We start from the raw sequence: 15715 nt of genomic DNA, 5'->3' as shown, positions 1-15715 counted from the left end.
CGTGATCGAATTCGTTTAAGGAGAACAGACAACATGAAATTCAGTGAACAATGGTTGCGTGGCTGGGTGAACCCCGACGTATCCCGTGAGGATCTGGTCGCGCGCCTTTCCATGGTCGGCCTCGAGGTCGATGCCGTGCAGCCGGTGGCCGGTGCCTTCAGTGGCGTGGTGGTCGGCGAGATCCTCAGTGCCGAACAGCACCCGGACGCCGACAAGCTGCGCGTATGCCAGGTAAGCAATGGCGGCGAGACCTTCCAGGTCGTCTGCGGCGCGCCCAACGCTCGCGTCGGCATCAAGATTCCGTTCGCCATGATCGGTGCCGAGCTGCCGGGCGACTTCAAGATCAAGAAGGCCAAGCTGCGCGGCGTGGAATCCCAGGGCATGCTGTGTTCGGCTTCCGAGTTGCAGATCAGCGACGACAACAGCGGCCTGATGGAGCTGGCGGCCGATGCGCCGGTTGGTCAGGACATCCGTGCCTACCTGAATCTGGACGATGCCAGCATCGAGATCGGCTTGACTCCCAACCGTGGCGACTGCCTGTCGCTCGCCGGTCTGGCCCGTGAAGTCGGTGCCATGTATGGCGCCGCAGTGTCGCCGGTGGTCATCGACGCCGTCGCGCCTGCCCATGACGAAGTGCGCCCGGTCGAAGTGCTGGCGCCTAAGGCCTGTCCGCGTTACCTCGGCCGCGTTGTGCGCAACGTCGACCTGTCTCGTCCGACCCCGCTGTGGATGGTCGAGCGCCTGCGTCGTTCCGACATCCGCAGCATCGATGCGGCAGTGGACATCACCAACTACGTGATGCTCGAGCTGGGTCAGCCGATGCATGCCTTCGATCTCGCCGAAATCAACGGCGGCATTCGCGTGCGCATGGCCGAAGAGGGCGAGAAGCTGGTGCTGCTCGATGGCCAGGAGGTCAGCTTGCGCGCCGACACCTTGGTGATCGCCGATCACAGTCGTGCCCTGGCCATCGCTGGCGTCATGGGTGGTGAGCACAGCGGCGTCAGTGACAAGACCCGCGACCTGTTCCTGGAAAGCGCCTTCTTCGACACCATTGCCGTGGCCGGCAAGGCGCGTTCCTATGGCCTGCACACCGACTCTTCGCACCGCTTCGAGCGTGGTGTGGACTCGCAACTGGCGCGCCAGGCCATGGAGCGCGCGACCGCGCTGCTGCTGGAAATCGTCGGCGGTGAAGCGGGGCCGATCATCGAGGCTGTCAGCGAGGTCGATCTGCCTAAGGTGGCTCCGATTACCCTACGCGCCGAGCGCATCAGCCAGATGCTGGGCATGGATATGAACGGCGCCGAGGTCGAGCGCCTGCTGACCTCGCTGGGCTTGGGCGTCAGTGCTCAGGGTGCCGGTCAGTGGCAGGTCAGTGTGCCCAGCCACCGCTTCGATATCAGCCTGGAAGTGGATCTGATCGAGGAGCTGGGCCGGCTGTACGGCTACAACCGCCTGCCGGTGCGCTATCCGCAAGCGCGTCTCGCGCCGCAGGCACGTGCCGAAGCGCGTGCCGAGCTGCCGGCGCTGCGCCGTCTGCTGGTGGCGCGTGGTTATCAGGAAGCGATCACCTATAGCTTCATCGATCCCAAGCTGTTCGAGCTGTTCGCGCCGGGCGTCGAACCCCTGCAACTGGCCAACCCGATTTCCGCCGACATGGCGGCCATGCGTTGCTCGTTGTGGCCGGGGCTGATCAAGGCGCTGCAGCACAACCTCAATCGCCAGCAGTCGCGCGTGCGCTTGTTCGAGAGCGGCCTGCGCTTCGTCGGTCAGCTAGGTGAGCTCAAGCAGGAAGCCATGCTGGCGGGCGTGATCACGGGCAGTCGCCTGCCGGAAGGCTGGGCCAATAGCCGTGAGAGCGTCGACTTCTACGACCTGAAAGCCGATGTCGAGGCGCTGCTGGGGTATGCCGGTGCGGCCGATGCATTCAGCTTCTTGCCGGGCGAGCATGCCGTCCTGCATCCGGGGCAGACCGCGCGAATCGAGCGGGAAGGGCACCTGGTCGGCTTCATGGGGGCCTTGCATCCCGAGTTGGCCAAGACCCTGGAGCTGGATCAGCCGATGTTCCTCTTCGAGTTGCTGTTGGCCGAAGTGGCGGCTGGGCGTCTGCCTGTGTTCAATGAGCTGTCGCGCTTCCCTGAAGTGCGTCGCGATCTGGCGCTGCTGGTCGATCGCGAGCAGCCGGCAGAAGCCGTGCTGGCGGCCATCCGTGAGGCGGCGGGCGAGTGGCTGACAGACCTCAAGCTTTTTGACGTCTATCAGGGTAAAGGTATTGATCCGCTTAGAAAAAGCCTTGCGGTTGGCTTGACCTGGCAACATCCATCGCGCACTCTTAACGACGATGAGGTGAGTGCCGCGACGCAGGATATCCTCACCTCCCTCGAACAAAGGTTCAACGCCACGTTAAGGAAGTAGCGTATGGGGGCTCTGACGAAAGCTGAGATGGCCGAACGTCTGTACGAAGAGCTCGGCCTGAACAAACGGGAAGCCAAGGAACTGGTGGAGCTGTTTTTTGAAGAGATCCGCCAGGCTCTTGAACTGAATGAACAGGTCAAGCTTTCGGGTTTTGGCAACTTCGACTTGCGCGACAAACGCCAGCGACCGGGCCGTAACCCGAAAACAGGGGAAGAGATTCCGATCACGGCTCGCCGTGTGGTCACTTTTCGTCCAGGGCAAAAACTGAAAGCCAGGGTCGAGGCCTATGCTGGAACCAAGTCATAACGACGAACTACCGGCGATCCCCGGCAAACGCTACTTCACCATCGGTGAAGTGAGCGAACTCTGCGCGGTCAAGCCCCATGTTCTGCGTTACTGGGAGCAGGAATTCCCACAGTTGAACCCGGTGAAGCGGCGGGGCAACCGTCGCTATTACCAGCGTCAGGATGTGCTGATGATTCGGCAGATTCGCGCATTGCTGTACGATCAGGGCTTCACTATCGGCGGCGCTCGTCAGCGCTTGTCCGGCGATGAAGCCAAGGACGACACCACTCAGTATCGTCAACTGATCAAGCAGATGATCGCCGAGCTCGAAGACGTTCTGCACGTCCTGAAAAAGTAAGGCAAAGAAAAAGTTGCCTTATTTCAAAAGCTTAATGTATAGTTCCTCCCGCTTCCGGTGACCCGGAAGCATTGTCGGGGCGTAGCGCAGCCCGGTAGCGCACTTGCATGGGGTGCAAGGGGTCGAGTGTTCGAATCACTCCGTCCCGACCAACAAATCCCTACATCAAAGCCTGGTCAGTGATGACCAGGCTTTTTTGTTTCCGGAGCGTGCGCCGTGCTTATCTCTGCGGCGGCTCTACCTCCTGCTTTTCTCCTCTTTGCTGCCGTTCGAGGATGTGCTCGGCTTGCCTGGTCATGGCGTCGGTTGTTGTCGTTGGCTTCCAGGGCGTTGCCGTCGTTTGGCCATCGCTGTCGAGGTTTGCCAGATAAGCGTGCTAAGGCATTGTTTTTAGGGCTGTTCAAAAGGTGATCAGCGTGCTAAAACCAATTCGCCGAATCTTCTAGCCGCTTGAAAAAGAAGGGAAAACCATGACCAAGTCGGAGTTGATCGAAAGAATCGTCACCCACCAGGGGCAGCTTTCCTCCAAGGATGTCGAGCTGGCCATCAAGACCATGCTGGAGCAGATGTCCCAGGCCTTGGCCACAGGCGATCGGATCGAGATTCGCGGCTTCGGTAGCTTTTCTCTTCATTACCGCGCGCCGCGCGTTGGGCGTAACCCCAAGACCGGGCAGTCCGTGCGCCTGGATGGCAAGTTCGTGCCGCACTTCAAGCCTGGGAAGGAGTTGCGGGATCGGGTCAATGAGGAGGAATGATGCAGGTTTTTCAGGCTCTTTGATACGGGACGCTCGTGCCTTTTAAAGTCCCTTTGCTGCGCTTGCCAAATCTTTAAAAACCGGCAAAATGTGAGGCTATTCACACTATTAGCCAGCAGATGGCTTTTGGTTTTTTTCGCTTTTCAACGTATCTGCGTCTGTACCGCTGGGGCTGAGTCCTCTCAGGTTTCACAAGTGCTAAGGGATTGAGTCGTGCGGTACCCCTCTATCATTCATCACGGTGCCGTCACGGGCGTGACAGGCTCTTGCCATCAATTGATGATGGATGATGGATTTTCATTACTGGTCGATTGCGGTCTCTTTCAAGGGGCTGAAACCTCTCCCGATGGTAGTGCCCGTGCCGGGCAGCTCGCTATCGACTTCCCCATAGAGGGCATCAAGGCCCTGGTCGCTACGCATGTTCACATAGATCATGTCGGCCGTATTCCCTATCTGCTGGCGGCCGGTTTCAAGGGCCCCATCCTCTGCAGCGAGCCATCGGCCAAACTGTTGCCCATCGTGCTCGAAGATGCTTTCAAGCTTGGCTTCAGCCGTGATCAGAAGCAGGTCGAACGCTACCTGAAGCTGGTCGAGCAGCGCATCGTCGCGTTGCCCTACAAGCAGTGGTTCACTCTGGTCGACAACAAGCAGTTGCAAGCCCGCCTGCGCTTGCAGCGCGCCGGCCATATCCTGGGCTCGGCTTATGTCGAGGTGGATGTGCGCTACCCCGAGACGGGCCTAAAGAAGCGCATCGTTTTCTCCGGTGACCTCGGCGCCCCTCATGCGCCGATCCTGCCTGCTCCCAAAGCACCCTATAAAGCCGATGTGCTGGTCATCGAAAGCACCTATGGCGACCGTCTGCACGAAGACCGCCGCACGCGCCGTCAGCGTCTCGAAAAAGTACTGGTGCATGCCTTGAGCAACCAGGGCACGGTTCTGATTCCGGCTTTCAGTATTGGCCGCACTCAGGAGCTGCTCTACGAGCTCGAGGACATCATTCATCGCGGGATGGCCAAGGCTGACTCAGTCAAGTTTGACGACTCCAGATCAAGTAAAGCTCCGGCATTGGACTGGGCCAACCTGCCGATCATCCTCGACTCCCCGCTGGCCAGTCGTTTTAGTGCGGTGTATCGCGAGCTCGATCACTTCTGGGATGCAGAGGCGAGGGCGCGTTTGACCAAGGGGCGTAACCCACTGGCCTTTCGCAACCTGCTCACGGTCGATAGCCACAAGGCCCACCTGGCTATGGTCAACCGCCTGAAGCAAGCCGCTCAGCCGGCTATCGTTATCGCTGGCAGCGGCATGTGCTCCAGTGGGCGTATCGTCAACTACCTCAAAGCAATGCTGGGTGATGAGCGGCATGATGTGCTTTTCGTTGGCTATCAGGCAGATGGCACACCCGGGCGACAGATCCAGCGCTTCGGCCCTCATAACGGTTATGTAGAAATTGATGGCGAGCGCTATGACATTCGCGCTCAGGTGCATACCATAGGCGGCTACTCGGCCCATGCCGATCAGAAGGGTCTGCTTGGCTTTGTTAGCAGAATGACGCGCTGGCCGTCAGAGGTGCGTATCGTGCACGGGGATGTTGGAGCTAAAGCCCAGTTGAGCGAAACTTTGCAGGAACGCTATAGCCTAGCCAGGCGACAGGTAAGGGTAGTGATTCCTGAATGAATTTAAATAAATTTATGATCAATTATTTGGACGTACTTCATGCTTAAAGTGGACGATATCAAGCTCGCCATCATCGGTCTTGGTTATGTTGGTCTGCCTCTTGCCGCGGAATTTGGTAAATCTCGTTCCGTAGTGGGATTCGACATCAATCAGCAACGCATCGAAGCGCTCAAGGCAGGGCATGACGAGACCCTTGAAGTCAGCGATGAAGAGCTGAAGCATGCCGTTCACCTTAATTACAGCGCCGATATCGAGGATCTCAAAGCCTGCAATACATATATCGTCACTGTGCCGACGCCTATTGATGTCCACAAAAAGCCTGATCTAACGCCTCTTATCAAAGCCTCGCAAACCATCGGCAAGGTTTTGAAGAAGGGCGATATAGTCATTTATGAGTCCACTGTCTATCCCGGTGCGACTGAGGATGATTGTGTTCCTGTGCTGGAGCAGTTCTCTGGTCTCAAATTCAATGAGGATTTTTATGCAGGGTATAGCCCGGAGCGTATAAATCCAGGAGACAAGGAACACCGCGTAACCACTATCATGAAAGTCACCTCGGGTTCCACGCCGGAGGTTGCCGAGCTGGTGGATTCTCTGTATCGACAAATCATCACGGCTGGCACATACAAGGCCAGCAGTATCAAAGTTGCTGAGGCGGCCAAGGTAATTGAGAATACTCAACGTGACTTGAATATTGCCTTGATCAATGAGCTGGCGCTGATCTTCAATAAGATGGGTATCGATACCGAAGCAGTACTCAAAGCTGCGGGTACCAAGTGGAATTTCTTGCCGTTCAGGCCGGGGCTGGTGGGGGGGCACTGTATTGGAGTGGATCCTTATTATTTGACCCACAAAGCGGAGAGCATCGGCTATCACCCTGAAATCATTCTTGCGGGTCGCCGGCTTAACGACAGCATGAGCGCCTATGTCGCATCGCAACTTATCAAAGCTATGCTTAAGCGTCGCATCCATGTTGATGGGGCTCGTGTGTTGGTAATGGGACTGACGTTTAAAGAGAACTGCCCGGATCTGCGCAATACCAAGGTAGTGGATATTGTTCGTGAGTTGGCAGATTATAATATTCAAGTCGATGTCTACGACCCATGGGTGAATCCTGAAGAGGCTAAGCATGAGTATGGGCTTAAACCCATTATGACGCCTGCGTCCAATACGTATGACGGGATCATCCTGGCTGTAGCGCATAACCAGTTTAGATCTTTGGGTGCGGAAAATATCCGGAAGTATGGTAAGGCTGAGCATGTTCTGTACGACCTCAAGTATTTGTTGAGTGCTTCGGAATCTGATATTCGCCTGTAATGGTGGCTGCGCAACCCCTTGCAGATATTGATGAAGTTTAGTTTAAAACAGTGATTTCGTTGTTAGGTCAAGCTGACGAGATTTAAACCAGTTACACACAAAGAATTGAGCCCATGATGCCCTATGATGTTTTGCTGCAAGAACTACCTGAAAATCCTAAGACATGGCTCATTACTGGTGTGGCCGGCTTCATAGGCTCCAATCTGTTGGAGGCCTTACTCAAGCTTGACCAACGTGTCGTTGGGTTAGATAACTTCGCCACTGGTCATCAGCGTAATCTCGACGAAGTACAGCAGGTCGTTAGTGTAGAGCAATGGCAGCGATTTAATTTTATTGAGGCTGATATTCGTGATCTGAGCGCATGCCAAAAAGCTTGCGACGGGGTCGACTATGTGTTGCATCAGGCTGCGTTGGGTTCAGTGCCGCGCTCTATCGCTGATCCAATCACTACTAATGAGGTCAATATCAGCGGCTTTCTCAATATGTTGGTTGCTGCCCGGGACGCCGAGGTAAAAAGCTTCACCTATGCAGCTTCAAGCTCTACTTATGGCGATCATCCAGGCTTGCCCAAGGTAGAAGAGGTAATAGGTAAGCCGCTGTCACCTTATGCTGTGACCAAGTATGTCAACGAGCTGTACGCTGACGTGTTTTCCAGAACCTACGGTTTTAAAGCGATAGGTTTGCGCTACTTTAACGTATTTGGTAAGCGTCAAGATCCAAGTGGCGCCTATGCTGCTGTCATCCCCAAGTGGACTGCCGCGATGATTAATGGTGAGGATGTTTTCATTAATGGTGACGGCGAAACCAGTCGAGATTTTTGCTTTATTGAAAATACCGTGCAAGCGAATCTGCTAGCTGCGACCAGTGATATTAGCTCTACCGGAAATGAGGTTTATAACGTCGCTGTTGGAGGGCGAACTAGTCTTAATCAGCTATTTTCATCCATCAAAGAAAGCTTGGCGAATAATGGCGTTATTTATACCAAGCTTCCGGTGTATCGTGATTTTCGTGCTGGTGATGTACGTCACTCGCAGGCGGATATTAGCAAGGCTTCACGGCTGCTCGGTTATGAGCCAAGAATGGATATAGGAGCTGGCATTAGTAAGGCAATGCCTTGGTATGTTTCGTTTTTTATGTCTGAAAAATAAAAAAACAAAGCATGGTTAAGTGCTGGGCCTTGTGTTTTTAGGCATTGCATGCTTGCGGGAGAGGGTGTAGGGGCGTTGTTGATAATGGCTTGCAGATGATTGTTTATATTTAATGCCGTGTCCTGCCAAGGTGTGCTAATAAGTCCAATATCATGAGTGATAAGATGGAAAAAATATTTGGCCTGGAAATCATACGGCTTGAAGCGATGTCGATGCTGCCATTTATATGAGAAGGCAGCTAGTTGTTATTTCAGTCCTTACAGTGGCCTCGCAGTTAGCAGCTTTTATAAAGCTGTGGTTCACCGCGCGCATCTTAGGGGTTGGCTCAGAGATGGATGGTTATAACCTATCCATTGTCTTGCCTACCATGATTGCAGGCGTTGCAGCCGCTGTACTGCAAACAGGCCTATTCCCCGTTAGGGCCAAACTAAACGTTGCTTGCAGTGGTGCAGAAGTCCTTGCGTTCGAGCGATCCGTACTATTAGTTATGTTGGGGCTAGGTGCATGTATTTCTCTATTATTGGCAATCATCAGTCCCTGGCTAGTTGAAATACTTGCCGCCTCGGCAACGGTCGAGGTTCGTAACGCGATGGCATTTGCATTTCCATTTGCTGCGGCTTTGGTGATGCTTAACTTCATCGGTGACTCTTGTGGTTATTTACTGGCAATGCGTGATCGCTTCGCTATCGCTGCGGCTGCCCCTGTAGCTAATGGTATTTTGGGGGCTTCCCTTTTGGCCGTTTGGCCCGAGGGGGGGTTATTCAATTTGATTGCAGGAACCGTGCTTGGCTTGGCTCTGCAGGTTTGTATTTGCTTGTGGGGACTTAAATTCACGGGCTTTATCTTTTGGGGTCGTCTTCCCGCCTGGAGTAATATAAAAGCACTTTGGCAGGAAATGCTGTTGCTCGGTGGCTGGATTTTGCCAGGGGTTGTTGTCTCCAATGTCGTGGTGTCATTGCCTCCTTTGTGGGCTGCTAAATACGGGGAGGGTGCCATTTCAGCTTTCGGCTATGCATATCGATTACATTCTTCGGCCTTGCAGCTCTTGGTAATGGCTTGTTCCACCTTGCTGTTGGCGCGATTTTCTGACCTTGTCGCTCATAACAATACAGTGGCAGTGAAAAGAATTCTGGTTAAAGCTGCTTTCTTGTCTGCTCTTGTCGGAGTATTTTACGCGCTCGGTGTTTGGGTGTTCGGCGCTATAGGGCTTGAATGGCTATTTAGTGGGCGATTTGATGATGAGGCTGCTGCGCGTGTTTCCTCTCATTGGTTGTTGTTATCGATTGGTTTGCCATTCGTCATGCTTGGAAATGTATTTGCTAAATTTTTTCAAGCCCAAAGAATGCCGCTTATGATGACTGTATTGGCAGTCGCTAGCTTACTTGTACTTTGTATTAGTTATTGGTTGTTGAGCTCTCGTTTTGGGGAGCTATCTATTGCACTGTCTATTACGTTGGGGGCTTTCTTTTCATTGCTTATAGGTTTTTGGGGGCTGAGATACAGTTTTCTTGGAAGATCCTAGAGTTATCAATTATTAGAGTTTGTGAGGTGAATTTTGTCAGAGCGTTGGAAAAAATATTTCGATTCCCATGGGGCATTTGATCAAAATTGGTTAGGTACGGCAGTAGCACATTGGGGATTTCATGAAACACTCTACGGCATGATTTCACGTCATTGTCCTGCGCCAGCTCGTATCTTGAATGTAGGCAGTGGTCCTGGCTGGTCCGAATTATATTTGGCCTCAATCGGTTATGATGTTACTGGGATTGACAACGAACCGTCATTGGTTGAATTGGCGCGTGAGCGTGCATCACTTATTGGTGTGCCGGCCAAGTTTGAAGTTGCGGATGCATTCGATTTGTCGAGTTTTGAATCGAAGTTTGATTTGGTTTTTTCCTGCGGTGTGCTTGAGCATTTTGATCGTGAAGTGACTGTTAAGTTGTTGAAAGAGCAGTCTCGGTGTGCTCCGTATGTGGTTATAGAAATCCCTACGAAATATACTACTTATTCTGGTGGTATCACTGATGAGCGTATTTATACGGTGAGCCAACTTGCAAGTATGGTTGAGGATGCAGGGCTAAAAGTTATTGCAAAATTTGGTTATGGAGATTTGTCTGCTACCCCTATGCATATTTTTGCTCGTAGATTTTTACCTCGGGCGGTTCTAAGGTTTATGCAGAATCGCGGCTATGCATACAGCATCGCGGTTATTGGCTCTCGAGTATAGAACAGAGTAAAGGCATTGGTTAAAAAAAATATTTGGCAGAAAAATAACCGGGTTTTTTACGTAATAGGTTCGCTTGAGGTCGGGGGCGCAGAGCGCCATGTTGCTCAGATAGCCGTGCGCCTGAAGAAGCGTGGTTGGGAGCCAGAGGTTTTTGTATTGACGCCTGGTGGGCCTTTGACGCGCCTATTAAATGACGCGAAGGTGCCTATTCATGGTGTCACTTTACCTACTTGGGTTTCGCGCCTTTTTAAAAATAAGCGCCTGCAAGCACGTGTAGGGCTAATGCTCACCTCGGTTGCGCTCATTTATACGATGTGGTTCCGACGGCCTGCAGTAGTACATTTCTTTCTCCCTGCCGCCTATGTGGTTGGTGGGTTGGCTTCTTTATTTACCAGAGTTCCAGCTCGTATCATGAGCCGCAGAAGTTTGAATAACTATCAAGCCGCTCATCCATTTTTTGCAAAAATCGAGAGGTACCTGCATCCAAGGATGACACTGGTATGTGGTAACTCGAGGGCGGTTGTAGACGAGTTGGTCCGTGAAGGGATAAGTGAGCAACGCCTTAGGCTTATTTATAATGGAATTGACTTGCCTCCATACGATCATTCACTTGATCTTGACGCGATCCGTGCTGAGTTCGAGGTGCCGGATGATGCTCTGGTGTTCGTCGTTGTTGCAAACCTGATACCCTACAAGGGGCATGCTGACCTGATCAAAGCCTTGGCCAAAATAAAAGACGAACTTCCCGAGCCTTGGTCCGTACTGTGCATTGGTCGCGATGACGGAATCGGTGCTGATCTCCAGCAACAGGCTAACTCTCATGGTATAGGCCCCAATATACGTTTTTTGGGTTCGCGCTCAGATGTGCCGACTTTTCTACGCTTAGCCGATATAGGTGTACTCTGCTCGCACGAGGAAGGTTTTTCCAATGCCGTGCTTGAAGGCATGGCCGCCGGGCTGCCAATGGTAGTAACTGATGTTGGTGGTAATGCGGAAGCTGTGCTGGACGGTGTGACGGGATATGTTGTTCCTGCTCACAGCCCGGAGCATCTCGCTGGCGCCTTGTTGAAAGTGGCGCTGGATGATGGCCGGGCTTTAATGGGAGATAAGGGAAGAGAGCGGGTCAGAGAAAAATTTTCAATGAATGCCTGTATCGATGCCTATGAAGCCCTATATCGTGAAGTAGGCGCGCAGTTGCGCTGAGTCAGTTGCGAGTTTTTAAATAAAATTTCGTTCTTATTATAGGATTTAAGCCTAATGTGTGGGTTTGCCGGATATTTGGGGCAGGGGGCTTGGGGCGTAGCTGGGCAGGCCCCAAAAATACTTGCGCGCATGACTGACACGATTATTACGCGGGGACCGGATGACTTCGGCGCCTGGCAAGATGACGTGGCTGGTATCGGCCTGGCTCATAGGCGCTTGTCTATAGTGGATTTGTCATCGGCAGGCCACCAGCCGATGTTTTCTGCATCCGGACGCTATGTAATAGCGTTCAACGGTGAAATTTATAATCATCTAGATATTCGTGCTGAGCTTGAGCGTAATCACGCCGTGATGTCTTGGCGAGGACATTCCGATACGGAAACGCTTTTAGCAGGTTTCGATGCTTGGGGTGTCCAGAAGACGCTCGAGCAGGCTATCGGGATGTTTGCTTTTGCGGTATGGGATCGGCAAAGCTGTACGCTCACACTTGCCCGAGATCGGCTGGGTGAGAAGCCACTTTATTATGGTTGGATGAATGGCGCTTTTTTATTTGGATCCGAGTTAAAAGCATTAAAGGTTCATCCGGCTTGGAAAGGTGAGATTGACCGTGGCGCGTTGTCGCTGTATATGCGTCATAATTATATTCCCACTCCGTATTCAATTTACAAGGGTGTTTCAAAACTGCGGCCTGGCTGTGTACTTACGGTCTCGCTTGCTCAACCCGAGCCGACTATAGTCTCCTACTGGTCTGGTGCCAGAGTGGCCACCGAGGGGAGGAGCAACATCTATACTGGCAGCGCAACTCAAGCAGTCGATGATCTGGAGGCTTTGCTGAAGGATGCGGTACGCCAGCAGATGATGGCCGATGTACCCCTTGGAGCTTTCCTGTCTGGTGGCGTGGACTCTTCTACTGTAGTTGCGCTCATGCAAGCGCAATCATCGCGGCCTGTTCAAACATTTACCATTGGTTTTAATGAAGAGGGTTACAATGAGGCGGTTCATGCCAAAGCAGTAGCGAAACACCTGGGGACTTCTCATACTGAGCTGTATGTAACTGCTGAGCAAGCCCTTGCAGTAATTCCGCGTTTACCTTCATTGTATGATGAACCTTTCTCTGACTCATCGCAGATACCGACCTTTCTCGTATCGCAACTTGCTCGGCAGCACGTCACTGTAGCTCTTTCAGGGGATGCAGGGGATGAGCTGTTCTGTGGCTACAACCGTTACCAAATGACGGCAAATCTCTGGCGTAAACTAGCTTCCGTGCCGAGACCTATGCGCAAGATGGTAGCCATGATGTTGACCAGTATTGCGCCTCAATCATGGGACAAGTTGGCTGCTCGTTTATCTTCTTTGATGCCCTCAAGTGCTCGACTTGCGAACATGGGCGACAAGCTACACAAAGGAGCGGATGTGTTGTCATGCCAATCAGCGAGTGAGTTATATCTCGGTTTGGTTTCGCATTGGCATGATCCAGCATCAGTGGTGATTGGTGGGTATGAGCCAGCTACTTTGTTGAATGGTAGTACGCCGGCGCTCGAGGGGCTTGATGATGTGCAGCGCATGATGGCGCTCGATATGCTGACTTATTTGCCTGACGACATCCTGACCAAGGTAGATCGTGCGGCTATGGGTGTCTCGCTAGAAACTCGAGTGCCGTTCCTTGATCATCGAGTTGTAGAGTTTGCCTGGAGCCTACCTCAGACTGTGAAGTTACGTGATGGCCAAGCCAAGTGGGCGCTCAGGCAGGTGTTGTACCGGCATGTACCAAAAGAGCTGATCGAGAGACCCAAAATGGGTTTTGGCGTGCCGATAGATAGCTGGTTACGTGGGCCGCTGCGTGAGTGGGCTGAAAATCTGCTGAGCGAGGTGCGATTGAATAACGATGGTTTCTTTAATGCATCCGTTGTTCGTGCCAAGTGGAGTGAGCATCTGGCAGGCAAACGTAATTGGCAGTATCAGTTGTGGGATGTCTTGATGTTTCAGGCCTGGTTGGATGAAGAGGCCAGATTCACGGCACTGTCATCATAATTAACTATTTTAGCTGTGAATCGTACATATAAATTGAGTTTTGCGGGCTCGGTCTGCATGGGGGCGTTGTGAGGAAGTTTCTTTTAATCTTTTCGATGATTCTGATCGCATTCGTTTTCTACTTTGTAGATTTCGATAAGTTCCTCGCTTCGCTGTTCAGCTTTCCGCTGACAACCGTTGTTGGAGTATTCCTGCTGTTTCTGCTTAACTTCGTTGTTGTGACCATACGCTACTGGAGGGTCTTGAAGCACTTTGGTTATGCTGTGGGTTTTGTAGATGTAGTGAAAGCTAATGTTTCTGGTAGTATTGCGTCTCTATTGATGATCCCATTGCTGGGGCAGGTTGCAGGAAGGCATGTAATGCTTGAGCGTGCTGGCGTCTCTGCAGTGGAGAATGCCGCTATAGCTTTCTATGAGCGATTCGTCGTTGGTAGCTTGAGTGGTGTGCTGGCGCTGTTGGGAGGTTTTTTTATTTTTTCCTCGGAGGTGGTCGATTACGTTAAGGACGTTCCTCTTTTTGAGGTTTCATTAATATTTTTATTATCTATTTCGTCTTATTTCTACTGGGTGGCTAGCCGGGCAGAGGGTGTCGTTATCAAGAGGGTCTTTGCTTGGGGGGCAGTGTTGAGTTTTCTTGAGGTTTACGCGCTTTCTCTTTTGGCCAACATTCTTGTTCTTCTTTCTTTTTTTACGGTTTTCTCCGTTGTGCTGCCGGATGTCAATGCGCTTAGTGTTCTGTCTGTTGCGGCGATCGTTTCTTTTTTAGCTGGACTTCCTGTAAGTTTTGGCGGGTGGGGGCTGCGGGAGGTTTCGTCCATATCCCTTATTTCTTTGCTTGGCGGCGCGGCTGCAAGTGCTTTGGCTGCATCAGTACTTCTGGGCTTTGTTTCAATTGCTGCGGTACTTGTTCTGTTTCCGGTTTTAATTATCAAACGAAAGTTTCAAGAGGCCAAGGTTGGGCTCAGCTCCATGATACGCTCTTCATCTGTTCTAGGGTTGGAAGAAATCGCAGTATGGATTTTGACGCTGATGGTGGGTGGGCTGATTTTCTTCCAGGTTCATGTTCAGATAGGTGAGGGATATCTTAACGTAAACTTGGCTGATCCTTTTGCAGTATTGATTTTTTCAGTGGTTATGTTGAATTTGTTCTTGAAGCGCGAGTTGCCGCAATGGCGGGTTTCGTGGCTCAATGTCTATCTGTTGCTGATAAGCCTGGCTTTTGTGGGGGCATATCTTCACGGTTATCTTTCTTTTGGCAGTACGGCGTGGGCCTCAGGAAAGCTGGTTGGCTGGTTGGTTTTGTTGGGGTATTTGTTTTGTGGCTACATGGTGGTGAGGTACTTCAGAATGTCTGGATTTTTCAGGCTTTCTAAATTCATGGTTGTATCTCTCGTGCTTGTTCTTGTTGTAAGTATTGTTAAGTGGTTTTTGTCTGTTCACGGCTTGCTTCGTTTTGAAGGGTTTAGCTATATTCTGGAGGCCTATTCAGGTAATCGTAATGCTCTCGCTTTCCAGGTGCTTATGGTTCTTGCTCTGGTGCTCGCCTTTGAGCCGTGGTATTTGCGGCGGCCGTTGAAGTTGGCTGGTTTTGATGTTTTGTTCTTTGCTGTGGCAGTGATGGTTACAGCGATTTTGATAACCGCATCGCGGTCGGCTACCATTGTCCTAGCAATGGTGTTTTTATATGCTTTTTATTTTGGTGTGGCCAGGCGTAAGTTTCTGGTCGGTTCTTTTTTGTTGGGCGGTGTAGGCTTTCTGGTCGCACAGTACGGTCCGTATGTCTGGGGGCTTTGTGAGTATTACCTTCTTTATGTGTATCATTTGATTGTGTCTCTATTCTCCTCTGGGGGTGAGGGGGCTCCTGATTTCTCTGCAGGGATATCCGCTATAGCTCTGCCTGTGTCTAGCCAAGAAAGCGATTCGCTCAGGCTGACGCTCTTGACTGCTTCTTTTGATATGTGGCTGAAAAATCCGCTTTTCGGCGCAGGTTTGGGGGCTTTCTATCATGAAAGTTCAGAACTCCTAGGTATTGATGTCATAATCCATAATACAGCTTTATGGATATTGGCTGAGTTCGGCGTTGTTGGTTTTGCTCTGTTCGCCGCTCCTTTTATCTGTATATTTAAATATGCACTCTCCGGTTGTGGTCTCAGGGTTGTGCGTAACGCGTTGATAATGCTTTTTCTGGTTTTTGCGGCTATGAGTCTGTTTCATGAGGTGTTCTATCAGCGCATTTTTTGGGTCTTTCTGGGTGCGTGTATTGCTGTGCCCCGCGTCAGTAGTAGAGAGGTTTAGGGCGTGCTTGG

Annotated in this window: 12 protein-coding genes and 1 tRNA gene; all 13 read left to right on the top strand. The window is 51.8% G+C overall.

What is annotated here, in order from left to right:
• The first annotated feature begins 33 nt into the window (after nt 1-33).
• The 13 genes from pheT to OU800_RS14500 all read left to right on the top strand — a co-directional run bounded on the left by pheT (nt 34) and on the right by OU800_RS14500 (nt 15704).
• A complete protein-coding gene (gene pheT, locus OU800_RS14560) occupies nt 34-2412 on the top strand; it encodes a phenylalanine--tRNA ligase subunit beta (RefSeq protein WP_268178005.1) in 2379 nt (792 codons plus the stop codon).
• 3 nt (nt 2413-2415) lie between these two features.
• Entirely contained in the window at nt 2416-2718 is a 303-nt protein-coding gene (ihfA, locus tag OU800_RS14555; RefSeq protein ID WP_003243414.1) for an integration host factor subunit alpha, read from the top strand.
• Nucleotides 2699-3055: a MerR family transcriptional regulator gene (locus OU800_RS14550; protein ID WP_013716019.1), complete on the top strand. Its 357-nt coding sequence runs from the start codon at nt 2699-2701 to the stop codon at nt 3053-3055. The genes ihfA and OU800_RS14550 overlap by 20 nt, the downstream gene beginning before the upstream one ends.
• Nucleotides 3056-3130: 75 nt before the next feature.
• Nucleotides 3131-3207, top strand: a tRNA-Pro gene (locus tag OU800_RS14545).
• A 318-nt stretch (nt 3208-3525) separates the two neighbouring features.
• A complete protein-coding gene (ihfB, locus tag OU800_RS14540; protein ID WP_129483565.1) occupies nt 3526-3810 on the top strand; it encodes an integration host factor subunit beta in 285 nt (94 codons plus the stop codon).
• A 213-nt stretch (nt 3811-4023) separates the two neighbouring features.
• A complete protein-coding gene (locus OU800_RS14535; RefSeq protein ID WP_268178004.1) occupies nt 4024-5484 on the top strand; it encodes an MBL fold metallo-hydrolase RNA specificity domain-containing protein in 1461 nt (486 codons plus the stop codon).
• Between the two features lie 39 nt (nt 5485-5523).
• Nucleotides 5524-6801: a Vi polysaccharide biosynthesis UDP-N-acetylglucosamine C-6 dehydrogenase TviB gene (gene tviB, locus OU800_RS14530; RefSeq protein ID WP_268178003.1), complete on the top strand. Its 1278-nt coding sequence runs from the start codon at nt 5524-5526 to the stop codon at nt 6799-6801.
• A 113-nt stretch (nt 6802-6914) separates the two neighbouring features.
• The gene (locus OU800_RS14525; RefSeq protein WP_268178001.1) at nt 6915-7949 is read left to right on the top strand and encodes an SDR family oxidoreductase; all 1035 of its coding nucleotides are present in this window, start codon (nt 6915-6917) and stop codon (nt 7947-7949) included.
• A gap of 331 nt (nt 7950-8280) precedes the next feature.
• Complete coding sequence (locus tag OU800_RS14520; RefSeq protein ID WP_268178000.1) at nt 8281-9471, top strand: lipid II flippase MurJ; 1191 nt, start codon at nt 8281-8283, stop codon at nt 9469-9471.
• Nucleotides 9472-9504: 33 nt separating this feature from the next.
• A complete protein-coding gene (locus OU800_RS14515) occupies nt 9505-10176 on the top strand; it encodes a class I SAM-dependent methyltransferase (RefSeq protein ID WP_268177999.1) in 672 nt (223 codons plus the stop codon).
• A gap of 15 nt (nt 10177-10191) precedes the next feature.
• Complete coding sequence (locus OU800_RS14510; RefSeq protein ID WP_268177998.1) at nt 10192-11379, top strand: glycosyltransferase; 1188 nt, start codon at nt 10192-10194, stop codon at nt 11377-11379.
• 54 nt (nt 11380-11433) lie between these two features.
• Nucleotides 11434-13410: an asparagine synthase (glutamine-hydrolyzing) gene (asnB, locus tag OU800_RS14505; protein ID WP_268177997.1), complete on the top strand. Its 1977-nt coding sequence runs from the start codon at nt 11434-11436 to the stop codon at nt 13408-13410.
• 95 nt (nt 13411-13505) lie between these two features.
• Entirely contained in the window at nt 13506-15704 is a 2199-nt protein-coding gene (locus tag OU800_RS14500) for a lysylphosphatidylglycerol synthase domain-containing protein (RefSeq protein WP_268177996.1), read from the top strand.
• Nucleotides 15705-15715 lie beyond the last annotated feature (11 nt).

The sequence above is a fragment of the Pseudomonas sp. GOM7 genome (genome assembly GCF_026723825.1).
Lineage (GTDB): Bacteria > Pseudomonadota > Gammaproteobacteria > Pseudomonadales > Pseudomonadaceae > Aquipseudomonas.
The sequence above is the reverse complement of the archived record's forward strand: the minus strand, read 5'-3'. Positions and strand labels throughout refer to the sequence as shown.

Excerpts from the sequence above, each read along its gene's own strand:
- pheT (WP_268178005.1), top strand. The coding sequence starts at position 34 with ATGAAATTCAGTGAACAATGGTTGCGTGGCTGGGTGAACCCCGACGTA.
- ihfA (WP_003243414.1), top strand. The coding sequence starts at position 2,416 with ATGGGGGCTCTGACGAAAGCTGAGATGGCCGAACGTCTGTACGAAGAG.
- OU800_RS14550 (WP_013716019.1), top strand. The coding sequence starts at position 2,699 with ATGCTGGAACCAAGTCATAACGACGAACTACCGGCGATCCCCGGCAAA.
- ihfB (WP_129483565.1), top strand. The coding sequence starts at position 3,526 with ATGACCAAGTCGGAGTTGATCGAAAGAATCGTCACCCACCAGGGGCAG.
- tviB (WP_268178003.1), top strand. The coding sequence starts at position 5,524 with ATGCTTAAAGTGGACGATATCAAGCTCGCCATCATCGGTCTTGGTTAT.
- OU800_RS14525 (WP_268178001.1), top strand. The coding sequence starts at position 6,915 with ATGATGCCCTATGATGTTTTGCTGCAAGAACTACCTGAAAATCCTAAG.
- OU800_RS14520 (WP_268178000.1), top strand. The coding sequence starts at position 8,281 with ATGGATGGTTATAACCTATCCATTGTCTTGCCTACCATGATTGCAGGC.
- asnB (WP_268177997.1), top strand. The coding sequence starts at position 11,434 with ATGTGTGGGTTTGCCGGATATTTGGGGCAGGGGGCTTGGGGCGTAGCT.
- OU800_RS14500 (WP_268177996.1), top strand. The coding sequence starts at position 13,506 with ATGATTCTGATCGCATTCGTTTTCTACTTTGTAGATTTCGATAAGTTC.